This is a genomic window from Spirillospora sp. NPDC048823 (assembly GCF_043198445.1).
GTDB lineage: Bacteria > Actinomycetota > Actinomycetes > Streptosporangiales > Streptosporangiaceae > Spirillospora.
On sequence record NZ_JBICUT010000002.1, the window covers coordinates 227,757 to 248,292 of the forward strand.

18 protein-coding genes and 1 tRNA gene are annotated in these 20,536 nt (G+C 70.4%); 14 read left to right on the forward strand and 5 right to left on the reverse strand.

Features of this window, described 5'->3' with window-relative positions:
• The first annotated feature begins 28 nt into the window (after nt 1–28).
• Nucleotides 29–1,159: an amidase gene (locus ACGFK0_RS04660; protein ID WP_392900106.1), complete on the forward strand. Its 1,131-nt coding sequence runs from the start codon at nt 29–31 to the stop codon at nt 1,157–1,159.
• 77 nt (nt 1,160–1,236) lie between these two features.
• Here ACGFK0_RS04660 and ACGFK0_RS04665 read toward each other — a convergent pair whose 3' ends face one another.
• Entirely contained in the window at nt 1,237–1,740 is a 504-nt protein-coding gene (locus tag ACGFK0_RS04665) for a MarR family winged helix-turn-helix transcriptional regulator (protein ID WP_392900109.1), read from the reverse strand.
• A 130-nt stretch (nt 1,741–1,870) separates the two neighbouring features.
• Here ACGFK0_RS04665 and ACGFK0_RS04670 point away from each other — a divergent pair, with 130 nt between their 5' ends.
• Genes ACGFK0_RS04670 through ACGFK0_RS04680 form a run of 3 tightly spaced genes read left to right on the forward strand, consistent with a single transcriptional unit; the run spans nt 1,871 to nt 5,948 of the window.
• The gene (locus ACGFK0_RS04670) at nt 1,871–4,066 is read left to right on the forward strand and encodes an MMPL family transporter (RefSeq protein WP_392900112.1); all 2,196 of its coding nucleotides are present in this window, start codon (nt 1,871–1,873) and stop codon (nt 4,064–4,066) included.
• A 5-nt stretch (nt 4,067–4,071) separates the two neighbouring features.
• Nucleotides 4,072–5,292, forward strand: a complete 1,221-nt coding sequence (locus tag ACGFK0_RS04675) for a sensor histidine kinase (RefSeq protein ID WP_392900115.1) — start codon at nt 4,072–4,074, stop codon at nt 5,290–5,292.
• A complete protein-coding gene (locus ACGFK0_RS04680) occupies nt 5,289–5,948 on the forward strand; it encodes a response regulator (protein ID WP_392900117.1) in 660 nt (219 codons plus the stop codon). The genes ACGFK0_RS04675 and ACGFK0_RS04680 overlap by 4 nt, the downstream gene beginning before the upstream one ends.
• On the opposite strand, the gene ACGFK0_RS04685 is transcribed toward ACGFK0_RS04680, so the two are convergent.
• Nucleotides 5,917–6,777 (reverse strand): patatin-like phospholipase family protein, encoded by an 861-nt coding sequence (locus ACGFK0_RS04685; RefSeq protein WP_392900120.1) that lies wholly within the window; start codon nt 6,775–6,777, stop codon nt 5,917–5,919. The two genes, ACGFK0_RS04680 and ACGFK0_RS04685, sit on opposite strands and share 32 nt — an antisense overlap.
• A gap of 102 nt (nt 6,778–6,879) precedes the next feature.
• Between ACGFK0_RS04685 and ACGFK0_RS04690 the strand changes: the two genes are divergently transcribed.
• Nucleotides 6,880–7,680, forward strand: a complete 801-nt coding sequence (locus ACGFK0_RS04690) for a trans-aconitate 2-methyltransferase (RefSeq protein ID WP_392900123.1) — start codon at nt 6,880–6,882, stop codon at nt 7,678–7,680.
• A gap of 244 nt (nt 7,681–7,924) precedes the next feature.
• On the opposite strand, the gene ACGFK0_RS04695 is transcribed toward ACGFK0_RS04690, so the two are convergent.
• Nucleotides 7,925–8,677: a TetR/AcrR family transcriptional regulator gene (locus tag ACGFK0_RS04695; RefSeq protein WP_392900126.1), complete on the reverse strand. Its 753-nt coding sequence runs from the start codon at nt 8,675–8,677 to the stop codon at nt 7,925–7,927.
• A 53-nt stretch (nt 8,678–8,730) separates the two neighbouring features.
• Nucleotides 8,731–9,684, reverse strand: coding sequence for an acyl-CoA desaturase (locus tag ACGFK0_RS04700; RefSeq protein WP_392900129.1), 954 nt, complete (start codon nt 9,682–9,684; stop codon nt 8,731–8,733).
• 470 nt (nt 9,685–10,154) lie between these two features.
• Between ACGFK0_RS04700 and ACGFK0_RS04705 the strand changes: the two genes are divergently transcribed.
• The gene (locus ACGFK0_RS04705) at nt 10,155–10,292 is read left to right on the forward strand and encodes a helix-turn-helix domain-containing protein (RefSeq protein WP_392900132.1); all 138 of its coding nucleotides are present in this window, start codon (nt 10,155–10,157) and stop codon (nt 10,290–10,292) included.
• A gap of 317 nt (nt 10,293–10,609) precedes the next feature.
• Here the strand turns inward: ACGFK0_RS04705 and ACGFK0_RS04710 are convergent.
• A tRNA-Gln gene (locus ACGFK0_RS04710) sits at nt 10,610–10,680 on the reverse strand.
• A 240-nt stretch (nt 10,681–10,920) separates the two neighbouring features.
• Here ACGFK0_RS04710 and glmU point away from each other — a divergent pair.
• The 8 genes from glmU to ACGFK0_RS04750 all read left to right on the forward strand — a co-directional run bounded on the left by glmU (nt 10,921) and on the right by ACGFK0_RS04750 (nt 20,492).
• The gene (gene glmU / locus ACGFK0_RS04715) at nt 10,921–12,360 is read left to right on the forward strand and encodes a bifunctional UDP-N-acetylglucosamine diphosphorylase/glucosamine-1-phosphate N-acetyltransferase GlmU (protein ID WP_392900136.1); all 1,440 of its coding nucleotides are present in this window, start codon (nt 10,921–10,923) and stop codon (nt 12,358–12,360) included.
• 165 nt (nt 12,361–12,525) lie between these two features.
• Nucleotides 12,526–13,506 carry a ribose-phosphate diphosphokinase gene (locus tag ACGFK0_RS04720; protein ID WP_392900139.1) on the forward strand — a complete coding sequence of 327 codons (981 nt, stop codon included), beginning with the start codon at nt 12,526–12,528 and terminating at the stop codon, nt 13,504–13,506.
• Between the two features lie 521 nt (nt 13,507–14,027).
• Complete coding sequence (locus ACGFK0_RS04725) at nt 14,028–14,651, forward strand: 50S ribosomal protein L25/general stress protein Ctc (RefSeq protein WP_392900142.1); 624 nt, start codon at nt 14,028–14,030, stop codon at nt 14,649–14,651.
• A gap of 138 nt (nt 14,652–14,789) precedes the next feature.
• On the forward strand, nt 14,790–15,380 hold the full coding sequence (gene pth / locus ACGFK0_RS04730; RefSeq protein ID WP_392900145.1) for an aminoacyl-tRNA hydrolase: 591 nt from the start codon (nt 14,790–14,792) through the stop codon (nt 15,378–15,380).
• Between the two features lie 240 nt (nt 15,381–15,620).
• Nucleotides 15,621–17,096 (forward strand): sugar transferase, encoded by a 1,476-nt coding sequence (locus ACGFK0_RS04735; RefSeq protein WP_392900148.1) that lies wholly within the window; start codon nt 15,621–15,623, stop codon nt 17,094–17,096.
• Between the two features lie 102 nt (nt 17,097–17,198).
• Nucleotides 17,199–18,143: an inositol monophosphatase family protein gene (locus ACGFK0_RS04740; protein ID WP_392900151.1), complete on the forward strand. Its 945-nt coding sequence runs from the start codon at nt 17,199–17,201 to the stop codon at nt 18,141–18,143.
• A 124-nt stretch (nt 18,144–18,267) separates the two neighbouring features.
• The gene (cysD, locus tag ACGFK0_RS04745; RefSeq protein ID WP_392900154.1) at nt 18,268–19,185 is read left to right on the forward strand and encodes a sulfate adenylyltransferase subunit CysD; all 918 of its coding nucleotides are present in this window, start codon (nt 18,268–18,270) and stop codon (nt 19,183–19,185) included.
• A complete protein-coding gene (locus ACGFK0_RS04750; RefSeq protein ID WP_392900157.1) occupies nt 19,185–20,492 on the forward strand; it encodes a sulfate adenylyltransferase subunit 1 in 1,308 nt (435 codons plus the stop codon). The genes cysD and ACGFK0_RS04750 overlap by 1 nt, the downstream gene beginning before the upstream one ends.
• Nucleotides 20,493–20,536: the final 44 nt, after the last annotated feature.

A 20,536-nucleotide genomic window follows, 5' to 3' on the forward strand; every position in this document is an offset into this window, starting at 1 on the left:
CCCAGGTCAGACCGGGGATGATCCCAGGATGACGACATGGATCATCAGGACGGACGAGCCCGGTGACGGCCCCCGGCTCGCGGTCAAGGACGCCATCGATGTCGCCGGGCTGCCGACCACGGCGGGCTGCCAGGCCGTCGCGGAACGCGCCGAACCCGCCGCCGCGGACGCGCCCGTCGTCGCCTCCGCCCGCGCCCAGGGCGCCCGCGTCGCCGGGAAGACGAACCTCAACGAGCTGTGCGTGGCCGCCGACGGCGTCAACCCGTGGACGGGCACCCCGGTGAACCCGCTCGACCCGTCCCGCGTCCCGGGCGGGTCGTCCAGCGGGTCCGCGGTCGCCGTCGCGACCGGTGAGGCCGACGTCGCGTTCGGCACCGACACGTCGGGCTCCGTCCGCATTCCCGCCGCGTGCTGCGGCATCGCGGCCCTCAAGACCACGAGCGGGCGCGTTTCCCTCGACGGCGTCTACCCGCTGTCCCCGACGCTGGACACGGTCGGGCCGATGGGACGCGACGTCGCCGCCGTCGTCCTCGGAATGAGCCTCATCGAGCCGGGCTTCGCGCCCGTCCCGTACGACGCGTCCATGACCGTCGCGCGCCTGCGCCTCGGCGGCCCGGCCTTCGAGATCGACCCCGCGATCGACGCGGCCGTCGACGACGCGCTGCGCCGCCTCGGCCCCATCACCGACGTGACGTCCGAGCACTACCACGACGCCGCCGCGGCCAACGGGTTCTACGTCGCCGACGAGGGGTGGCGGCAGAACGGCCACCTGGTCGGCGACCCGCCGAAGATGAGCGGACGCATCCACCGGCGCCTGCACGAACTGCACGACGTCGCCACCGCCGGGCGTCTCGGCTGGGCCGCCGGCGTCCGCGAGTCGATCAGGGCGGAGCTGGACGCGATCCTCACCCGGCACTCCGCGATCGCCCTGCCCGTCCTGCCCGTCGTCACGCCCGAACCCGGCGACGACGACCATTCCGACCTTCTGCTCACCACGCTGACCGGCCAGATCAACGTCGCGGGCCTCCCGGCGTTCGCGCTGCCGGTCCCGGTGCCGGGGTCGCATCTGCCCGCGTCCGTCCAGCTCATCGGCCCCGCGGGCGGCGAGGAACGCCTCTGCGGCCTCGCCGCCGCCCTGGAGACCGCCCTGGCGTCATGACGCCGCGCCGTTCGGGGTGCACCGTCGTTCGGGGTGCACCGTCGTTCGGGGTGCACCGTCGTTCGTGGTGCCGCCGCCTAGTGGCGTTCGGTGTCCTTGTCGAACGGGATGAGGAGGGTGCGGAGCAGGCCGGCGAGGACGTCGCGCTGGTCGGGGCTCAGGCTCTCCAGTATCGCCAGCTCCCGGCCCAGCAGGTCGGCGAACGCGGCGTCCACCCGCGTCCGGCCCGCGTCGGTGAGGCGGACCAGGACGCCGCGCTTGTCCTGCGGGTCGGGGTGCCGCTCGACGAGGCCCGCCGCCGCGAGCCGGTCGATGCGGTTCGTCATGGTGCCGGACGTCACCAGCGTCGCCCGCAGCAGCCGCCCCGGGCTCAGCTGGTAGGGGGCCCCGGCCCGGCGCAGCGCGGTGAGGACGTCGAACTCCCACGACTCCAGGTCGTGGTCCACGAACACCGCCCGCCGGGCGCGGTCGAGGTGCCGGGCCAGCCGGGAGACGCGGCTGAGGATCTGCAGCGGCCGGACGTCAAGGTCCGGACGCTCGGTGTTCCACGCTTCGACCAGCCGGTCCACCTCATCGTGCATGCCGACACCCTACCTGTCTTGATATCGAGAAACACTGCCCGACCGGGGGCGATGTCCACCGATCGGTGGACACCAGGTTCAACCGGACGAGCCTGCCGGTCGGCATGACCCCGCGACCAGCATTTACGTCATGACGAACCTTCCTGTGCGCATGGCCCGGTGGAGCGCCGGGCATCCCTGGCGAGCGATCGCCGGGTGGTTCCTGTTCGTGGCGCTGTGCCTCGGCGCCGGCATCTCGATCGGCGGCCAGGCCGCCACGACCGAGGACTTCCGGATCGGCGAGGCCGGCCGGGCGGAGGCGATGGCGGCCGAGGGCGGTCTGCAGCGCAGGCCCGTCGAGCAGATCCTGATCACCGCCCGCCCCGGCACCGGGCCCCTGGACGCGTCCGCCGCCGACGCCGCCGCCCGCGACGCCGCGGCCCGCATGGAACGGCTGCCCGAGGTCGAGTCGGTGTCCGCGCCGGTCCGGGCCGGCGACGGGACCGCCGTCCGCGTCGAGGTCACCCTGCGCGGCCCCGAACTCGACGGCAAGGACCACGTCGACCTCCTGCATGCGCAGACCGCCGAGGTCCAGGTTGCCCATCCCGGCGTCCGCGTCGAGGAGACGGGCGGCCCGTCCATCAGCAAGGGCGTCGAGAAACTGCGCGGCGAGGACCTGTCCCGCACCGAGGTCATCGCGCTCCCCGTCACGCTGATCACCCTGCTGGTCGTGTTCGGGTCGGTGTCGCTGGCCGCCGTGCCGCTGCTGCTGGCGCTGACCTCGATCACGGCGGCCGTCGGGCTGTCGATGCTCGCCTCGCACGTCTTCCCGGACGCGGGCATCGGCACCAGCGTCATCCTCCTCATCGGCATGGCCGTCGGCGTCGACTACACCCTCTTCTACCTCAAGCGGGAACGGGAGGAACGGGTCCGGTCCGGCGGGCGGCTCTCAGCCGGCGCCGTCGTCGAACTCGCCGCGGCGACGTCCGGGCGGGCGGTCGTCCTGTCAGGATTCGCGGTCGCCGTCTCGAGCGCCACCCTCTACCTCGCCGACGACGTCATCTTCTCCTCCATCGCCACAGCGGCCATCGTCGTCACCCTCGTCGCCGTCGTCAGCTCCCTGACCGTCCTGCCCGGACTGCTCGCCGTGCTCGGCCGGCAGGCGGAGCGCCGCGCCGCACGCCGCGCCCGGCGGGGCAAGACCGCCCGGGCGCCGAAGTCGAAGGACGGCGGCCGCATCACGTCCGCGATGCTGCGGCCCGTCGGCCGGCACCCCGCCGCGACACTCCTCGCCGGCGTCGCGGTGATGCTCGCCCTCGCCGCGCCGCTGCTGAGCATCAACCTGACCGACATGGGCCGCGAAACCCACCCCCGGGACATCCCGGCCATGCGGACCTACGACCGGCTGACCGCGGCGTTCCCCGACCTGAAGGCCATGCACCAGATCGTCGTCCGCTCCGGCCCGGACCGCACGGACGAGGTGACCGCCGCCCTCCGCGACCTGGCCCGGCACGCCAGGAACGACGCCCGGCTCGCCGGCACTTCGGAGCTGCGCACCTCACCGGACGGCCGGATCAGCCTCCTGGAACTCGCCGTCCCCCACTACGTGAGCTCGGCCGAGGCGCAGTCGTCCCTGGAGACGCTCCGTCACGACCACGTGCCCGCAGCCCTCGGGACACTCGACGTGGAGACCGCCGTCACCGGCGACGTCGCCCGCTACGCCGACTATCCCGACCACCAGAAACGCAAGCTGCCGCTGGTCGTCGGCGCGCTGCTGCTGGCGACGTTCGCGATGACCGTGCTGGCGTTCCGCTCGATCGCCCTCGGCCTGGTCGGCGTGGTCCTGAACCTCCTGTCCGCCGGCGCGTCGCTCGGCGTGCTCACCCTCGTCTTCCAGGGAACGTGGGCGGAGGGCCTGCTCGACTTCACCTCCACCGGCTCGATCGGCTCCCGGGTCCCGCTGTTCCTGTTCGTGATCCTGTTCGGCCTCTCGATGGACTACCAGGTCTTCGTGATCAGCCGGATCAGGGAGGCGGCCCGGCGGGGCGTCCCCACCCGCGACGCCGTCCTCGGCGGGATCCGCGGCTCCGCCGCCGTGGTCACCAGCGCCGCGTTCGTGATGGTCACGGTGTTCGCCAGCTTCGTCCCCCTGCACATCCTGGAGATGAAGCAGATGGGCTTCGCGCTCGCGGTCGCCGTCCTGCTGGACGCCGTCGTCATCCGGATCGTGATCCTGCCGTCGCTGATGCTGCTCCTCGGCGACAGGAGCTGGTGGCCGTCCCGCCCGGCACCGGGCACCACCGCCGGATCCCCCGCGGGCGGGACGCCCCTCGAAAAAGTAGGCTGACCTCCATGGAGCAACGGCCACAGCCCGGCGACCGGCTCCAGACACAGGCGCTCATCCGGTGGTACGCCGCCCTCTGGGTGCTCCTGGGACTGATCCCGTCCGCCATCGGCGTCTGGGACCAGCCGGCCCCGGCCCGGTCCACCACGCTGGCGCTGCTGTCCGTGCTCGCCCTCGGCTACCCGATCACGGGAACGCTCCCCGGCCGCCCCGGGATCCGCCGCCACACGTTCCTCACCCTGCTCATCGCCGGCATCGGCGGCGTCTCCTACCTGATGGACGGCGCCGCCTCCCTCCTCATCGTGTCGCTCCCGCACTTCTGGATCTTCGCGGGGAGCCCGCGGCGCGCGGTCGCCCTCAGCGGCGCCGCCGCCGCGGCCGCGGTCGCCGGCGACACCGCCGGGCGGGGCCACCTCGCCGAACTCCTCACCGGCAACTCCATCGCCACCCTCATCGGCTACGCCGCCGCCGTCCTCCTCGGACTCTGGATGCACCGCGTCGTCGGCCAGCGCGACGAACGCGCCCGCCTCCTGGCCGCCGACCTTGAGGACGCCCAGCGGCGGCTCGCCGAGGCGCAGCGCCGCCAGGGCGCCGCCGACGAACGCGAACGGCTGGCCCGCGAGATCCACGACACCCTCGCGCAGGGCTTCGCGTCCATCGTCGTCCTCGCGGAGGCGGCCCGGAACGGCCTCGCCACCGCACCCGGCAGGACCGCCCAGCAGCTCACCTCGATCGAGCGGACCGCACGCGAGAACCTCGCCGAGGCGCGCGTCCTCGTCGGCTCGGCCGCCCAGGACAGCGTCGCCTCCGGCTCCGTCGCCCGCACGCTGCGCCGCACCCTCGACCGGTTCACCCAGGACACCGGGCTCACCGTCACCGCCGACCTCCCCGACATCGACTGCGACCGGACCACCCGCATCGCGCTCCTGCGCTGCACCCAGGAGAGCCTCGCCAACGTCCGCAAACACGCCGCCGCCGGCACCGTCGGCGTCGTCCTCGAACGCCACCCCCACGGCATCGAACTGGAGATCACCGACGACGGACGCGGATTCTCCGTCGAGGACTCCCGCGGCTTCGGCCTCGACGGCATGCGCCGCCGCCTCGCCGAACTCGGCGGCGAACTCACCGTCACCAGCTCACCCGGCGACGGCACCCGCATCCTCGCCACCATCCCCGCAGAGATCCGCGCAGAGGTCCTCGCAGAGGAGACCGCAGAGGAGACCGCATGACCGGCGGCGGCAGGGTCCGGATCATCGTCGTGGACGACCACACCGTCATGCGCGCCGGCGTGGTCGCGCTGCTGGCCGCCGACCCCACCATCGACATCGTCGGCGAGGCGGGCGACGGCCGCGAGGCCATCGCGCTCGTCCAACGCCTCCGCCCCGACGTGGCGCTCCTCGACCTGCGCATGCCCGTCCTCGACGGCGTCGCCGCCACCACCGAGATCGCCGCCGGAACCACCGGCACCCGGATCCTCGTCCTCACCACCTACGACACCGACGACGACATCGAGCACGCCATCGAGGCCGGCGCCATCGGCTACCTCCTCAAGGACACCACCCGCGACCAGCTCGTCGACGCCATCCACGCCGCCGCGCGCGGCGAGACCGTCCTCGCCCCCCGCGTCGCCGAGAAACTCGTCGCCCGGATGCGGCGGCCCGCCGCGCCCGCGCTGACCGCCCGGGAGATCGACGTGCTGAACGCCGTCGCCGACGGGCTCTCCAACGCCGACATCGGCCGGCGCCTCGTCATCGCCGAGGCCACCGTCAAGACCCACCTCCTGCGCGTCTTCGCGAAACTCGACGTCGGCGACCGCACCCACGCCGTCATCGTCGCCCTCGACCGCGGGCTCATCACCCGCCCGGGACACCGGCCACGGGCCTGATGCGCTCCGCCGCCTCCGCCGCCTGCCGGAACCCCTCCCGGTAGACCGGTGCCCACCGCGTCAGGTCACCGACGTTCTCCCCGAACGCCTCCAGCGCCCCCTCATCGGGAACGATTCGCACGTCGGCCTCCGCGCCGCCGGACATGTGCGCCATGGGCTCGACCAGCACCACCGCGCCGGCGCCCTTCGCCAGACCCACGTTGGACCCGCCGCCGAACGCGCCGTCCATGTACCGCCGGCCACCGATGGTCACCGGCTCCGCGAACCCGGGCGCGGCGCTGCTCGCCGCCACGGCCGCCGTCAACGGGACACCGCTCGTCCCGTCCCACACGACCGGCTTGCCCGACTCGACGTCCACCGCAGTGATGAGCAGCCGCCCCGAGGGCCACTCGTCCGTCTGGTTCCGGGGCGACGCCCCTCCGGGCTGCCCGGCCACGGCTGATCGGCCCACCAGGAATTCCATACTCGCCCGGTGCCGCTCCTCCGTCAGCGCCTCCGCCTCCAGGGCCAGCCGCCCGATCCGCCGCCTGATCTCGTCCGGGTCCAGATCGGAGGCACGGCCGATCTCGAACACCCTGGCCATCACCGAACCGTCCGGCGCCGCCCGCGGGATGTCCGAGAGCGGAAGCTCCGCCAGTTCCGCCAGGTCACGCCCGGTGGCGATCGCCGCCCCGGCGATCGCGCCCGCCGACGTCCCGACGATCACATCCGCCGCCGCCGGATCCATGCCCGCCCGCCGCAGCCCGGCCGCGAGGCCCGTCAGCCACGCCGTCCCCACCGGCCCGCCGGGCCCGAGCACCAGCGCCCATCCGCCTTCTCCGAGTTCCATGAGACCGACCTTACGAACGCCCCCACCGGCGAGGGATCCGTCATTCGACCTAGACCCAAGAATTCTTGACATCAAGATATACGTCGGGCATGCTCTCTCTTGATGTCGAGACAAGCCGCGGCCGTATGGGACCCCGCCCAGTACGGGGCCTTCGGCGGCGAACGGGCCAGGCCGTTCGCCGAACTCACCGCGCGCCTCGGCGCCGCGGGCACCGACCCCGCCCGCATCACCGACCTCGGATGCGGAACCGGCGAACTCACCGCCACCCTCGCCGGACGATGGCCCCACGCCGCCGTCGACGCCCTCGACAGCTCACCCGAAATGATCGCCCGTGCCCGCGAACACGAGATCCCCGGACGGCTCAGGTTCCGCGTCGCGGACATCACCACCTGGCGACCCGAACGCCCCGTCGACCTCATCGTCAGCAACGCCGCCCTGCAATGGATTGCCGAGCACACCGACCTCCTGCCCCGATGGGCCGGCGCCCTCGCACCCGGCGGATGCCTCGCCTTCCAGGTCCCCGGCAACTTCGACGCACCCAGCCACGTCCTGCTCCGCGAACTGGGCCGCTCGGACAGATGGCGCCGCAAACTGGGCGCCCTCCAGCACGACGCCCCCGTCCTCGACCCGGCCGGCTACCTCGACCTCCTCACCCGCCACGGATACGCCGTCGACGCCTGGGAGACCACCTACACGCAGGTCCTCCACGGCGACGACCCCGTCCTGGAGTGGGTCAAAGGCACCACGCTGCGCCCCGTCCTCACCGCCCTCGACCCCGGCGAGACAGCCGAATTCCTCACCGCCTACGGGGAAGCACTGCGGCAGGCCTACCCCGCCGCTCCCTACGGCACCGTGTACCCGTTCCGGAGGATCTTCGTGATCGCCAGACGGACAACCCCATAGACGGGACGCCGCCCGCCCGCCGAGGGAAGCTACTCGTTCCCCTGCGGTGTGCCAGCTCGGACGGGCGGGCGGCTTCCGGCGAATCCCGGCCTCGCAACCCGAAGCCGGCGACCCCTGGCCGGCGGCCGCCCGGACGAACTCCGGGCGGCCACCGGTTGCCACATCGGCGCCGCCGTCCCACCGGGCCCCTCGTCACACCTATAGATCACACCGATAGATCACACTGACGGATCACACTGACGGATCACACCGGCGGATCGGCGAAACCGTCCATTTCGACCTCGCGGCGGCCCCTGCGGTGCGCCCTCTCCGCCTTCGCCGCGGCCTTCTCCTCGGCCTTCTCCGCCTTCGCGGCCGCCTTCTCCGCGCGCCGCTCCCGGCGCTCCAACTCCTTGCGGCGACGCCGCGGATCCAGCGACGGCCTCGGCTCCAACGCCGCCAAACCGTTCCAGGCCAGATTCACCACATGCGCCGCCACATCCTCACGACGCGGCTTCCGGACGTCCAGCCACCACTGGCCCGTCATCGCCACCATGCCGACCAGCATCTGCGCGTACATCGGCGCGAACTTGTCGTCATAGTCGTGCCGGTCGAACTCCTGGGCGAGCACATGCTCGACCTCGCCGGCGATCTCGCTCAGCAGGCTCGCGTAACTGCCGGTACCCGTCCCGCCATGAGAATCCCGCACCAGAATCCGGAACCCGTCCGGATGCTCCTCGATGTACTCCAGGAGCGCCAGGGCGGCCTTCTCCAGCTTCCCCCGGTAATGGATCGCCGAGTTCAGCGCGTCCGTGACGAGCCTCAGCAGGCTCTCGAACTCCCGGTCGACGACGACCGCGTAGAGCCCCTCCTTGCCGCCGAAGTGCTCGTACACCACGGGCTTCGACACACCGGCCGCGGAGGCGATCTCCTCCACCGACGTGCCGTCCAGGCCGCGCTCGGCGAACAGCGCCCGGCCGATGTCGAGGAGCTGCTCACGGCGTTCTTTGCCGGTCATCCGCTTTCTGCGGGGCCTGGGGGCGGGTTCCGTCACGGGATCAATTGTGGCGGTCAAACCGCCTGCTTGGTGCGCTTCGCCGCGAGCCGGTCGTCGTTCGGCCACCGCACGTCGTACGCCAGACCCAGCTTCTCGAACGCCCAGATGATGCGCGCGCTGATGTCGACCTGCCTCTTCAGCACGCCGTGACGCGCACACGTCGGGTCCGAGTGGTGCAGGTTGTGCCACGACTCGCCCAGCGACGGAATCGCCAGCCACCACACGTTCCGGGACTTGTCGCGAACCTCGAAGTCCTCATTGCCGAACGTGTGACAGATCGAGTTGATCGACCACGTGACATGGTGGACGAGCGTGATCCGCACGAAACCCGCCCAGAACAGCGCCGTCAGGAACCCGGCCCACGACATCGTCACCAGGCCCCCGATGGCCGCCGGGAGCAGGAACGACACCGCCACCAGCCCGGGGAACGCCAGGTGGATGCGCTTGAGGTCCCGGTCGTTCAGCAGGTCCTTGGCGAACCGCTCCTTGGACGTCCGGTTGGCGTCGAACAGCCAGCCGTAGTGCGCCCACGCCAGCCCCTTCGCCAGCGCCTTCCAGTCGGTGCCGAACCGCCACGGCGAGTGCGGGTCCATCTCCTTGTCGGAGTACTTGTGGTGACGCCGGTGATCCGCGACCCACGTGATGACCGGCCCCTCCATGGCCAGGCTTCCCGCCACCGCCATGAAGATCTTCAGGCCGCGCCTGGCCTTGAACGATCCGTGGGTGAAGTGCCGGTGGTACCCGACCGTGATCCCCCCGGCGGACAGCACGTAGAACACCGCGACGAGCACGACGTCCGTCCAGCCGAGGAAGTGTCCCCAGGCCAGCGGCACGGCCGCGAACAAGGCCAGGAACGGCACACCGGTGAACACGGCGATGAGCAGGCGTTCGGCGTTGCCTCTGGGCTCGGGTTCGATCTCTGGACGCCGCTGTGGACGAGGGGGATCCATGGCTGGAGCCGTTGTCATGCGTCACCACTTCCTGTGCGACTAGGGGCAGTCTTACCTACGCCAACGTAACCTACGGAACCGTAGGTAGCACCTGCCGAACCGTAAATTAAGTGGGAAACTGCCTCATGGGCCACAAAACCCTCTTGCGGAACAGATGAATCTCAGACCGTCGCGGAAGGGTGACGAAATGGCCCTCACCAGCATCAACGCTCGACGCTCGACGAAGGTTCGCTCGCCGGCCCACCGGCCGGCGCCGCCTCCCGCGAACGGCCCCTGCTTTCAACTGGTGCTGTCAACCGGCACGTCCCCGTGGACGCCGGTGTGCCGCCCGCACCCCGGCCGCGGGCCGGGCACCACGCAAGACGAGTTGCCCGTACCAGACGTTCTAAACCGATCCCGGACATAACTGCCGACCCGCGGCATTGCGATAAGTAGCGGATCAAGCACAAAGAGTAAAAAAGTGCTATGGTCACCTAATGGCTGGACCAATGTCGGACGAGGTCCGAAACGAGCTCAAGCCCAAGGCCGTCCAGCTCCGCCTGGCAGGCTGGACCTATCCCGAGATCGCGCAGGCGCTCGGCATCTCTAAAAGCACCTGTTCGCTGTGGTTACGGAACCTTCCTTGACCGCCTCGTCGTCCCTACACGCCTGGGCGGCATGCTTCGCTTCCTGTGGGTGGCCGGAGCACCCACCAGGCACATCCGGTTCCGGTTGCACATCCACGAGACGGCCGATCTGGTGAGGGGGTTGCCTGCTCATCACCGTCAACCAGAGTGCGGACCTATATCGACGAATCGAAGGGTGGGCCTTCGCTGCCATGCTGGGCCAGGAGGCTGCCTCGCTCGCCTGGCTGCCCGCTCAGAGGATGCGATGAGGCGGCTTCGGATCGAACGCCGTCTCAGTGAGTCAGGCTCTGCAGCGTCCGACACTTCGGGCAAACGTGCTCCCGGGGGAGGATTCGAACCCCCATATGAGCGACCAAAACGCCCAGTCCTGCCATTAGACGACCCGGGATGGGGCAAATCGGACGTCCCTCCGGTGTGAACGCCCGTTTCACCGAAGGCAACGATACCGAGCCGGAGGCGTGAACCCCACATCATTGACGCGGTGTGCGGGCCGGGGTGGGCGGCGGGGTGACAGGTGGGGGTTGGGCGGTATCCTGCCCGTGTCGGGTGCGCCGGGCCTGTCATGTCGTGATGGTGCAGGTGGGCGCGCTCGTCACCGATCCCGTCCGCGATGCCGAGGAGCCTCCTTGTGAGTGCTGCGAGCCGCACGGCCGCCGTCATCGTCCTCGCCGCGGGCGAGGGCACCCGGATGAAGTCCCGCACCTCGAAAGTGCTGCATGAGCTATGCGGGCGCACCATGCTCGGCCATGTCCTGGCCGCCGCGCGGGAACTGGAGCCCGAGCGGCTCGTGGTGGTCGTCGGGCACCGGCGCGAGCAGGTCGTCGAGCATCTCGCCCAGACCGCGCCGGACGCCGAGGCGGCCGTGCAGGAGCGCCAGAGCGGGACGGGCCACGCCGTGCGGATGGCGCTGGAGCAGACCGGCGCGCTGGACGGGACCGTCGTCGTCACCAACGGCGATCATCCGCTGCTGCGGGGGGAGACGCTCCAAGCGCTCGTCCAGGCGCACGAGGCAGAGGGGAACGCGGCGACCGTCCTGACGACCGAGATTCCGGACGCGACCGGTTACGGGCGGATGGTCCGGGCGGCGGACGGGAGCGTCACGGCGATCGTCGAGCACAAGGACGCCACCGAAGAGCAGCGGGCCATCAACGAGATCAACGTCGGCATGTACGCCTTCGACGGTGCGCTGCTGGCGGACGCGCTGAAGCGGGTGACCACCGACAACGCCAAGGGTGAGGAGTATCTCACCGATGTGGTGGCGATTCTGCGCGGTGACGGTCACCGGACCGGCGCGCATCTCGCGGCCGACTGGGTGGAGACCCAGGGTGTGAACGACAAGGTCCAGCTCGCGCAGGCGCGCAGGCAGCTGAACGACCGGATCCTTGAGGCGCACATGCGGGCCGGGGTCACGATCGTGGATCCGGCCACCACGTGGATCGACGTGGAGGTGACCGCGGATCAGGACGCGGAGGTCCACCCCGGGACGCAGTTGCACGGCCGGACGCACCTGGGCGAGGGCGCTCGGGTCGGGCCGGGCTGCACGCTGACGGACACGCGTGTCGGTGAAGGCGCATCCGTGATCAACGCCGTCTGCGTGGAGGCGGAGATCGGCCCGGACGCGTCGGTGGGTCCGTACGCGTACCTGCGGCCGGGGACGCGCCTGGCGCGCAAGGCCAAGATCGGTACCTACGTCGAGACGAAGAACGCCGACATCGGCGAGGGCACGAAGGTCCCGCACCTGACCTACGTGGGCGACGCGGAGATCGGCGAGGGCTCCAACATCGGCGCGAGCTCGGTGTTCGTGAACTACGACGGTGTCGAGAAGCATCGCAGCGTGATCGGCTCGCATGTGAAGGTCGGCAGCGACAACATGATCGTCGCGCCGGTGACGGTGGGCGACGGGGCCTACACCGCGGCGGGTTCGGTGATCGTCCAGGACGTCCCGCCGGGGGCGATGGCGGTCGCGCGGGCGCGGCAGCGCAACGTCGAGGGCTGGGTGGAGCGCAGGCGGGCGGGTTCGCCGGCGGCGGAGGCGGCTCGCCGGGCGCGGGACGGGGACGCGCCGTAGCGCGGCGCGCCCGATGAGACTGCCCCGCCGCAGGGCGGGGAGGTGGAGGACAGCGTCGTCCTCCGCGGACAACCGAGCATCCGTGCGCCCGAGTCTTGTGGTGCGCGGGGAGTGGGGACGACAACCCACATGAAGCACAGTTCCATTGAGGGGGAGTTGTCAGAGGTGAGTGGGATCAAAGCGAGCGGCCAGAAGAAGCTGATGCTCTTCACCGGCCGAGCCGACCCGGAGCTGGCCAGGGAGGTGGCCGACAGTCTCCACGTCGAACTGACGCCGACGTCCACGTACGACTTCGCGAACGGTGAGACGTTCGTGCGGTTCCTTGAGTCGGTCCGCGGTTCCGATGCCTTCGTGATCCAGAGCCACACCGCTCCCATCAACCAGTGGATCATGGAGCAGCTGATCATGGTGGACGCGTTGAAGCGCGCGTCGGCCAAGCGGATCACCGTGGTGGCGCCCTTCTTCGGGTATGCGAGGCAGGACAAGAAGCACCGGGGCCGTGAGCCGATCTCGGCGCGGCTGATGGCGGATCTGTTCAAGACGGCGGGGGCGGACCGGTTGATGGCCGTCGACCTGCACACGGCTCAGATCCAGGGTTTCTTCGACGGCCCGGTGGATCATCTGTTCGCGCTGGATCTGCTGGCGCAGCACTTCGAGAGCCGGCTGGACACTTCGCAGGTGACGGTCGTGGCGCCGGACGCGGGACGGGTGCGGGTGACCGAGCGCTGGTCGGACCGGCTCGGCGGCGTCCCGATGGCGATCATTCACAAGAAGCGCGACCCGGACGTGGCGAACGAGGTGAAGGTCTTCGACGTCGTCGGCGCGGTCGAGGGCCGCACCTGTGTGATCGTCGACGACATGATCGACACCGGCGGCACGATCCTGAAGGCGGCGGACGCGCTCTTCGACCAGGGTGCGAGCCGGGTGGTGGTCGCGGCGACGCACGGTGTGCTGTCGGGCCCGGCTGTGGACCGGTTGAAGAACTCGCGGATCTCCGAGGTGGTGCTGACGAACACGCTGCCGATCCCGGAGGAGAAGCAGTTCGACAAGCTGACCGTCCTGTCGATCGCCCCCCTGGTGGCCCGTGCGATCAACGAGGTCTTCAGTGACGGCTCGGTGACGAGCCTCTTCGGCGGCCACAGCTGACCACCGGCGAGCCCCGGGAGCGTGAGATAAGGCACCCCCTCCGGTCGCGATGCCCGGGTACCCCCCGGCATCGCGAGGTTCAGGCACCCCAAGTCCTTCTCAGTCACCCCCCGGGGGACTTTCGTGACCCACGACCCCGACGACCCCAGCCACCACCGAAACCCCGCAGCAACCTGAAGAATCGCGATCGCGTCCGAAGGCAGGTTCCGAGCGTGCGAGAAACCTGATCGCGCAGCGAGCCGCAAGGCGAGCCGAAGCGATGCAGCGATCGCACTCAGTGCCCGCCGAAGGAGGGCCATCCAGGGCCCGACGCCAAGGGCACTGCCATGAATACTGCTAGACTCGGTTAACCCGCGTATGCCTGGGTCGTCAGTGCGGTGCCGGTAGTGGAGCCGCATTCCCCGGGGAACGCAAAGAATCTTCGAGGCGCCTGCCGCATCGAGCATCGCCTGATTCGCTCTGTCCGTAGCGGACGTCCAGTGCCGGACGGCCGTGGATCGCAACAACGAGGAGTTTTCGCCGTGTCCGAGGTACGCATTGCCGCCGAGCCGCGCACCGAGTTCGGTAAGGGTGCCGCGCGGCGCACCCGCCGGGCCGGCAAGGTGCCCGCCGTCCTCTATGGTCACGGCACCGACCCGCAGCACATTTCGCTGCCGGGTCACGCTCTGATGCTGGCGCTGAAGACGCCGAACGTGCTGCTCACGATCGAGGGGCTCGGGAACGGCGCGGAGCTGGCGCTGCCGAAGGACGTTCAGCGGGACCCGATCAGGGGGTTCCTGGAGCACGTCGATCTGCTGCTGGTGAAGCGCGGTGAGAAGGTCGTCGTGGAGCTGCCGGTGCAGCTGGTCGGCGACGTGGTGCCGGGCGGTCAGGTCGCGCAGACCGCGGTGGAGATCTCGGTGGAGGCCGAGGCCACCCAGATCCCCGAGTCGGTGGAGCTGGACATCAGCGGGCTGGAGGTCGACAGCCAGGTGCTGGCGAAGGACCTGAAGCTCCCGCCGGGGACGACGCTGGCGGCGGACGAGGACATTCTGATTCTGCAGATCCTCGACGCGACCGCGGCGACGGAGCCGGAGCCCGAGGCGGAGGGCGCCGAGGCCGCGGCGGAGGGCGCCGAGGGCGAGGGCGAGGGCGCCGCCGAGTGACGGTGGCGCCGATGTTCGCCGGGTAGCCGGCCGCAGTGTTCTTCCATGGCCCCCGCGGGTGCGCATAGTCAGTGTGCACCGGCGGGGGCCGTGCTGGTTTCCGAGGGTCGTCGGCGGGGTCGTGGTGGAGGAGTTCGGGTGAGCGCTGATCTTTGGCTGGTGGTCGGGCTGGGCAATCCGGGGCCGTCGTATGCGAAGAACCGGCATAACGCGGGGTTCATGGTGCTGGACGTGCTGGCCGGCCGGGTCGGGGGGACGTTCAAGTCGCACCGCTCGAAGGCCTTCGGGGCGCGGGCGGATGTGCTTGAGGGGCGCTTGGCGGGTGCGCGTGCGGTGCTGGCGAAGCCGCGTTCGTTCATGAACGTGTCGGGTGGGCCGGTGAAGGGGCTGTGTGATTTCTACAAGGTCCCGGTGGAGCGGCTGATCGTCGTCCATGACGAGCTGGACATCCCGTTCGGCGCGGTGCGCCTGAAGCGGGGTGGTGGTGACAACGGCCACAACGGGCTGCGTTCGGTGACGAGTGCGCTGGGGACGCGGGACTATCTGCGGGTCCGGTTCGGGGTGGGGAGGCCGCCGGGGCGGATGGACGCGGCGGCGTTCGTGTTGAAGGACTTCTCGGCGGCGGAGCGGAAGGTTCTGGAGCTGGAGGTGGACCGGGCCGCGGACGCGGCGGAGGCGTTGATCGCCGATGGGCTGGGCACGGCGCAGAACGTCTTCCATGCCGGTTGACCGGATCCGGCCAGAAGGTGCCGTACAGAGCGGGTGATCATGCCGACGTGCGATGTTTCGCCCAGGTTCGCCGGTGTTGTCCTGTGCATGCCGAGGTTCGGCCCGTGACCACGGCAAAGAGATCGTAGGATGCTCCCCGAGTGAGGTTCATGTTGTGTGTGAACCTCAAGTGGCGTTCAACCGTCTTCGATGTGAATCGCGCAGTTGGTGCGCGCGTTACAGGGGATTGGTGAGTGGTCTATGGCAGTCGTTGACAAGGTCCAGGCCGAGTCATCGATCCGCCATGAGCCCAAGCGCTCGGGGTCGCAGAACTGGAGCGGATCCTATCGCCGCCTGGCGCGCTGCCTGGACTTCCTCAGCATGCTGATGGCGGGCGTGATCGCCTTCGTGCTGCGGTTTCCGGGGGTGCCGGGCGAGCTGAACGCCCCGTACGTGGCGCTGACGGTGGTCCTTCCGGTGGTGTGGATGCCGACGCTGATGCTGTGCCGGGCCTACCAGCCGCGATACGTCGGCGTCGGGTACGAGGAGTTCCACCGGGTGCTGCGGGCCGGGTTCATCCTCACCGCGACGGTCGCGATCGTGGCGTACGCGACGAAGACCGAGGTGGCGCGCGGGTACGTGGTGATGGCGCTGCCGCTCGGGACGTTCCTGAATCTGGTGGCGCGGTACCGGCTGCGCAAGTGGCTGCACAAGAAGCGGTGGAACGGCGAGTGCATGCGGCGTGTGGTCGCGGTGGGGCACCGCACGTCGGTGGAGGATCTGATCAAGCTGCTTCGCAAGAAGCGGTACCACGGGATGGACATCGCCGCGGTGTGCCTGCCGCCGGCGATGGCGTCGGGCGACGACGCGGTCGCCGAGGTGGAGGGCGTGCCGGTGCTGGGCGACTTCTCCCAGGCGGCGGCGGTGGCGGACCGGATCGGCGCGGACTCGGTGGCGGTGCTGGCGTGCCCGGAGATGGACGGGGTGGCGCTGCGCAGGCTGGCATGGCAGATCGAGCGGGACGACGTGGAGCTGGTGGTCGCGCCGGCGCTGATGGACGTGACGGGCCCGCGGATCTCGATCCGGCCGGTGTCGGGGCTGCCGCTGCTGCATGTGGAGCATCCGGAGCTGGACGGCAGCCGGAAGGTGTTCAAGGGCCTGTTCGACCGCGCGGCCGCGCTGACCGGGCTGGCGCTGCTGAGCCCGCTGCTGCTGGTCGTCGCGTTCCTGATCAAGGTGACGAGCGCGGGTCCGGTGATGTTCCGGCAGTCCCGGGTGGGACGCGGCGGCCGGGAGTTCACGGTGCTGAAGTTCCGCACGATGGTGCAGGACGCCGAGGCCCGCAAGGTCGAGCTGCTGGACAACAACGAGAACGACGGCGTGCTGTTCAAGATCCGTGCGGACCCGCGGGTGACGCGGGTGGGGCGGTGGCTGCGCCGGTACTCGCTGGACGAGCTGCCGCAGCTCATCAATGTGGTGCGCGGCGAGATGTCGCTGGTGGGGCCCCGTCCGCCGCTGCCGGAGGAGGTCGCCCAGTACGGCGGTGACGTGTACCGGCGGCTGGTGGTGAAGCCGGGCCTGACGGGGCTGTGGCAGGTGAGCGGCCGTTCGGACCTCACGTGGGAGGAGTCCGTGCGGCTCGACCTGCGCTATGTGGACAACTGGACGCTCGCCATGGACCTGCAGATCATGTGGAAGACCTGGTCGGCGGTGTTCCGCGGTTCCGGCGCCTACTGAGCGACGGGTACCGGCCGGCGGGCACCCTGGCCCGCGGGCGCGGGCGGGCCGCATGAGAAAGTGGACCGAACAGACCAGTCGAGTCGGGAATGTGATCAAGGGATGACAGCGGGAGTGGCGGCGGACGACCACGCGCTCGCGGCGGAGCTCGCCGGTGCGGCGGGCCGGCTGCTGCTGGGGGTGCGGGACGAGGTGGGGTTCGCGGATGCGCGGGTCCTCAAGGACACGGGCGACCTGCGGGCGCACGAGTACCTCATGGAGGCGCTGGCGGAGCGCTGTCCCGGTGACGCCGTCCTGTCCGAGGAGGGTCGTTCCTCGGTCGCGGGGAAGCGGTCGCGGGGTGATGACCGTGCCCCGACCCGCAACACCGCCGACGCCGAGCGGCTCACGGCCGGGCGGGTGTGGATCGTCGATCCGCTGGACGGCACCCGTGAGTTCTCCGAGGAGGGCCGCCGCGACTGGGCCGTTCATGTGGCGTTGTGGGAGCGTGACGCGTCCGGTGGGGGACGGCTGGCGGCCGGGGCGGTGGCGCTTCCGGCGCAGGGCTTGACGCTCCGGACGGACGCGACGGGCGGGGCGTCGCTCGTCCGGGTGGATCCGGGGGAGCCCGACCCGGTGACGGCGGGGCCGGCGGCGGCCCGCGGGGCGCTGCCGCGCGAGGTGCCGCTGCACGTCCCGGCACCGGATGCGGGCAAGCTCCGCATCGCCGTGAGCCGCACGCGCCCGCCCGAGTTCGTGCGCCAGATGGCGGACCGGATGGAACTCGACGTGGAGCTGGTGCCCATCGGGTCGGCGGGTGCGAAGATCTCCGCGGTGCTGCTCGGTGAGGTCGACGCGTACGTGCACGCGGGCGGCCAGTTCGAGTGGGATTCGGCCGCGCCGGCGGCGGTGGCGCTCGCCGCGCGGGCGCACGCGTCCCGGATCGACGGGTCGGTTCTGGAGTACAACCGGAAGGACCCGCGGCTGCCGGATATCCTGGTGTGTCACCCTGTGTCGGCGCCGACGCTGCTGACCGGCATACGGGAAGTGCGTGGAGCCCTGCCCTGATCCTGCCCGGAGACCCGGCGGGACTCGATCGAGGCGTGCCGACGTTCGGATCCGGTGGGAGGCGTGCGCCCGTCGCGTGCCACCGGTTGCATCTGCCAGAAAGCGTGGAGAGAAGCCCCAGACCATGCAGCGTTCCGATTATCTGTTGTCCCAGCTGGACGTCCTCGAGGCGGAGTCGATCCATATCTTCCGGGAGGTGGCGGCCGAGTTCGAACGGCCGGTGCTGCTGTTCTCCGGCGGCAAGGACAGCCTGGTCATGCTGCGCCTGGCCGAGAAGGCGTTCTGGCCCGCCCCGATCCCGTTCCCGGTGATGCACGTCGACACCGGGCACAACTTCCCCGAGGTGATCGAGTTCCGTGACCGGCGGGTCGCGGAGCTGGGCGTCCGGCTGGTCGTGGCGTCGGTGCAGGACGCGATCGACAGCGGCCGGGTGGTGGAGCAGAAGGGGCGGCGCGCGTCGCGGAACCGGCTGCAGATCACGCCGCTGCTGGACGCGATCGAGGAGCACCAGTTCGACGCGGCGTTCGGCGGTGCGCGCCGCGACGAGGAGAAGGCGCGGGCGAAGGAGCGGGTGGTGTCGTTCCGGGACGAGTTCGGGCAGTGGGATCCGAAGAACCAGCGTCCGGAGCTGTGGAACCTGTTCAACACCAGGATCGTCCAGGGCGAGCATGTGCGGGTGTTCCCGCTGTCGAACTGGACGGAGCTGGATATCTGGGACTACGTCCGGCGGGAGGAGCTGGAGCTTCCGCTGATCTACTTCGCGCACACCCGCCGGGTGTTCGAGCGCGACGGGCTGCTGCTGGACGCCCAGACCGGGTTCGCCAACCGCGGCGACGACGAGCCGGAGTTCGAGGCGACGGTCCGGTACCGGACGGTCGGGGACGCGTCCTGCACGGGCGCGGTGAAGTCGAGCGCCTCGTCCCTCGACGAGGTGATCGAGGAGATCGCGGCGACGCGGATCACCGAGCGCGGGCAGACCCGCGCCGATGACCGCACCAGCGAGGCCGCGATGGAGGACCGCAAGAAGGAGGGCTACTTCTGATGGCCGCGAACGAGCCCGCCCAGGCCCAGCACCCGGGCAAGAGCATGGACCTCCTGCGCTTCGCGACCGCCGGCAGCGTCGACGACGGCAAGTCGACGCTGATCGGCCGGCTGCTGTTCGACTCGAAGTCGATCTTCGAGGACCAGTTGGAGTCGGTGGAGCGGACGAGCACCGAGCGGGGCGAGGAGTACACGAACCTGGCGCTGCTGACCGACGGGCTGCGCGCCGAGCGGGAGCAGGGCATCACGATCGATGTCGCGTACCGCTACTTCGCGACGCCGCGCCGCAAGTTCATCATCGCGGACACGCCGGGGCACATCCAGTACACCCGCAACATGGTGACGGGCGCGTCCACCGCGGACCTGGCGATCATCCTGGTGGACGCACGCAAGGGCATCCTGGAGCAGTCGCGGCGGCACGCGTTCCTCGCCACGCTGCTGCAGGTCCCGCACCTGGTCGTGGCGGTCAACAAGATGGACCTGGTCGACTACGACCGGAGCGTGTACGAGCGGATCGTGGACGAGTTCACGGCGTTCGCCTCCAAGCTCGCCGTGACGGACATGACGTTCGTGCCGATCTCGGCGCTGCACGGCGACAACGTCGTGGAGCGCAGCGTGAACATGCCGTGGTACGAGGGCTCTTCGCTGCTGCACCACCTGGAGCACGTGCACATCGCGTCCGACCGGAACCTGATCGACGTGCGGTTCCCGGTGCAGTACGTGATCCGGCCGCACGCGTCCACCGACCCGGACCTGCACGACTACCGCGGCTACGCCGGCCAGGTCGCGGGCGGCGTCCTCAAGCCCGGCGACGAGGTGGTGCATCTGCCGTCCGGGCTGACCACGCGGATCACGCAGATCGACGGCCCGCGCGGTCCCGTCGACGAGGCGTTCGCGCCGATGTCGGTGACGCTCCGCTTCGCCGACGACATCGACATCTCCCGCGGCGACATGATCGCGCGCCCGAACAACCGTCCCGAGGTGGCGCAGGACATCGACGCGATGATCTGCTGGATGACCCCGGACCGCACCCTCACCCCGCGTTCCAAGCTGGTGATCAAGCACACCACCCGCACCGCGAAGGTCCTGGTGAAGGACCTGCACTACCGGCTGGACGTCAACACCCTGCACCGCGACGAGCGGGCGGACGCGCTCGGCCTGAACGAGATCGGCCGCGTCTCCCTGCGCGTGACGCAGCCGCTGTTCGTCGACGACTACGGCCGCAACCGCCTCACCGGCGGCTTCATCCTGGTCGACGAGGCCACCAACAACACCGTCGCCGCCGGCATGATCACCGGCGTGAAGTAGGCCGGTGGCGCCGCGAGCGCCGGTCACGTCCTCTAAGGTGCGGA

Excerpts from the sequence above, each read along its gene's own strand:
- ACGFK0_RS04660 (WP_392900106.1), top strand. The coding sequence starts at position 29 with ATGACGACATGGATCATCAGGACGGACGAGCCCGGTGACGGCCCCCGG.
- ACGFK0_RS04665 (WP_392900109.1), bottom strand. The coding sequence starts at position 1,740 with ATGCACGATGAGGTGGACCGGCTGGTCGAAGCGTGGAACACCGAGCGT.
- ACGFK0_RS04670 (WP_392900112.1), top strand. The coding sequence starts at position 1,871 with ATGACGAACCTTCCTGTGCGCATGGCCCGGTGGAGCGCCGGGCATCCC.
- ACGFK0_RS04675 (WP_392900115.1), top strand. The coding sequence starts at position 4,072 with ATGGAGCAACGGCCACAGCCCGGCGACCGGCTCCAGACACAGGCGCTC.
- ACGFK0_RS04680 (WP_392900117.1), top strand. The coding sequence starts at position 5,289 with ATGACCGGCGGCGGCAGGGTCCGGATCATCGTCGTGGACGACCACACC.
- ACGFK0_RS04685 (WP_392900120.1), bottom strand. The coding sequence starts at position 6,777 with ATGGAACTCGGAGAAGGCGGATGGGCGCTGGTGCTCGGGCCCGGCGGG.
- ACGFK0_RS04690 (WP_392900123.1), top strand. The coding sequence starts at position 6,880 with ATGTCGAGACAAGCCGCGGCCGTATGGGACCCCGCCCAGTACGGGGCC.
- ACGFK0_RS04695 (WP_392900126.1), bottom strand. The coding sequence starts at position 8,677 with ATGACCGGCAAAGAACGCCGTGAGCAGCTCCTCGACATCGGCCGGGCG.
- ACGFK0_RS04700 (WP_392900129.1), bottom strand. The coding sequence starts at position 9,684 with ATGACAACGGCTCCAGCCATGGATCCCCCTCGTCCACAGCGGCGTCCA.
- ACGFK0_RS04705 (WP_392900132.1), top strand. The coding sequence starts at position 10,155 with ATGTCGGACGAGGTCCGAAACGAGCTCAAGCCCAAGGCCGTCCAGCTC.
- ACGFK0_RS04735 (WP_392900148.1), top strand. The coding sequence starts at position 15,621 with ATGGCAGTCGTTGACAAGGTCCAGGCCGAGTCATCGATCCGCCATGAG.
- ACGFK0_RS04740 (WP_392900151.1), top strand. The coding sequence starts at position 17,199 with ATGACAGCGGGAGTGGCGGCGGACGACCACGCGCTCGCGGCGGAGCTC.
- cysD (WP_392900154.1), top strand. The coding sequence starts at position 18,268 with ATGCAGCGTTCCGATTATCTGTTGTCCCAGCTGGACGTCCTCGAGGCG.
- ACGFK0_RS04750 (WP_392900157.1), top strand. The coding sequence starts at position 19,185 with ATGGCCGCGAACGAGCCCGCCCAGGCCCAGCACCCGGGCAAGAGCATG.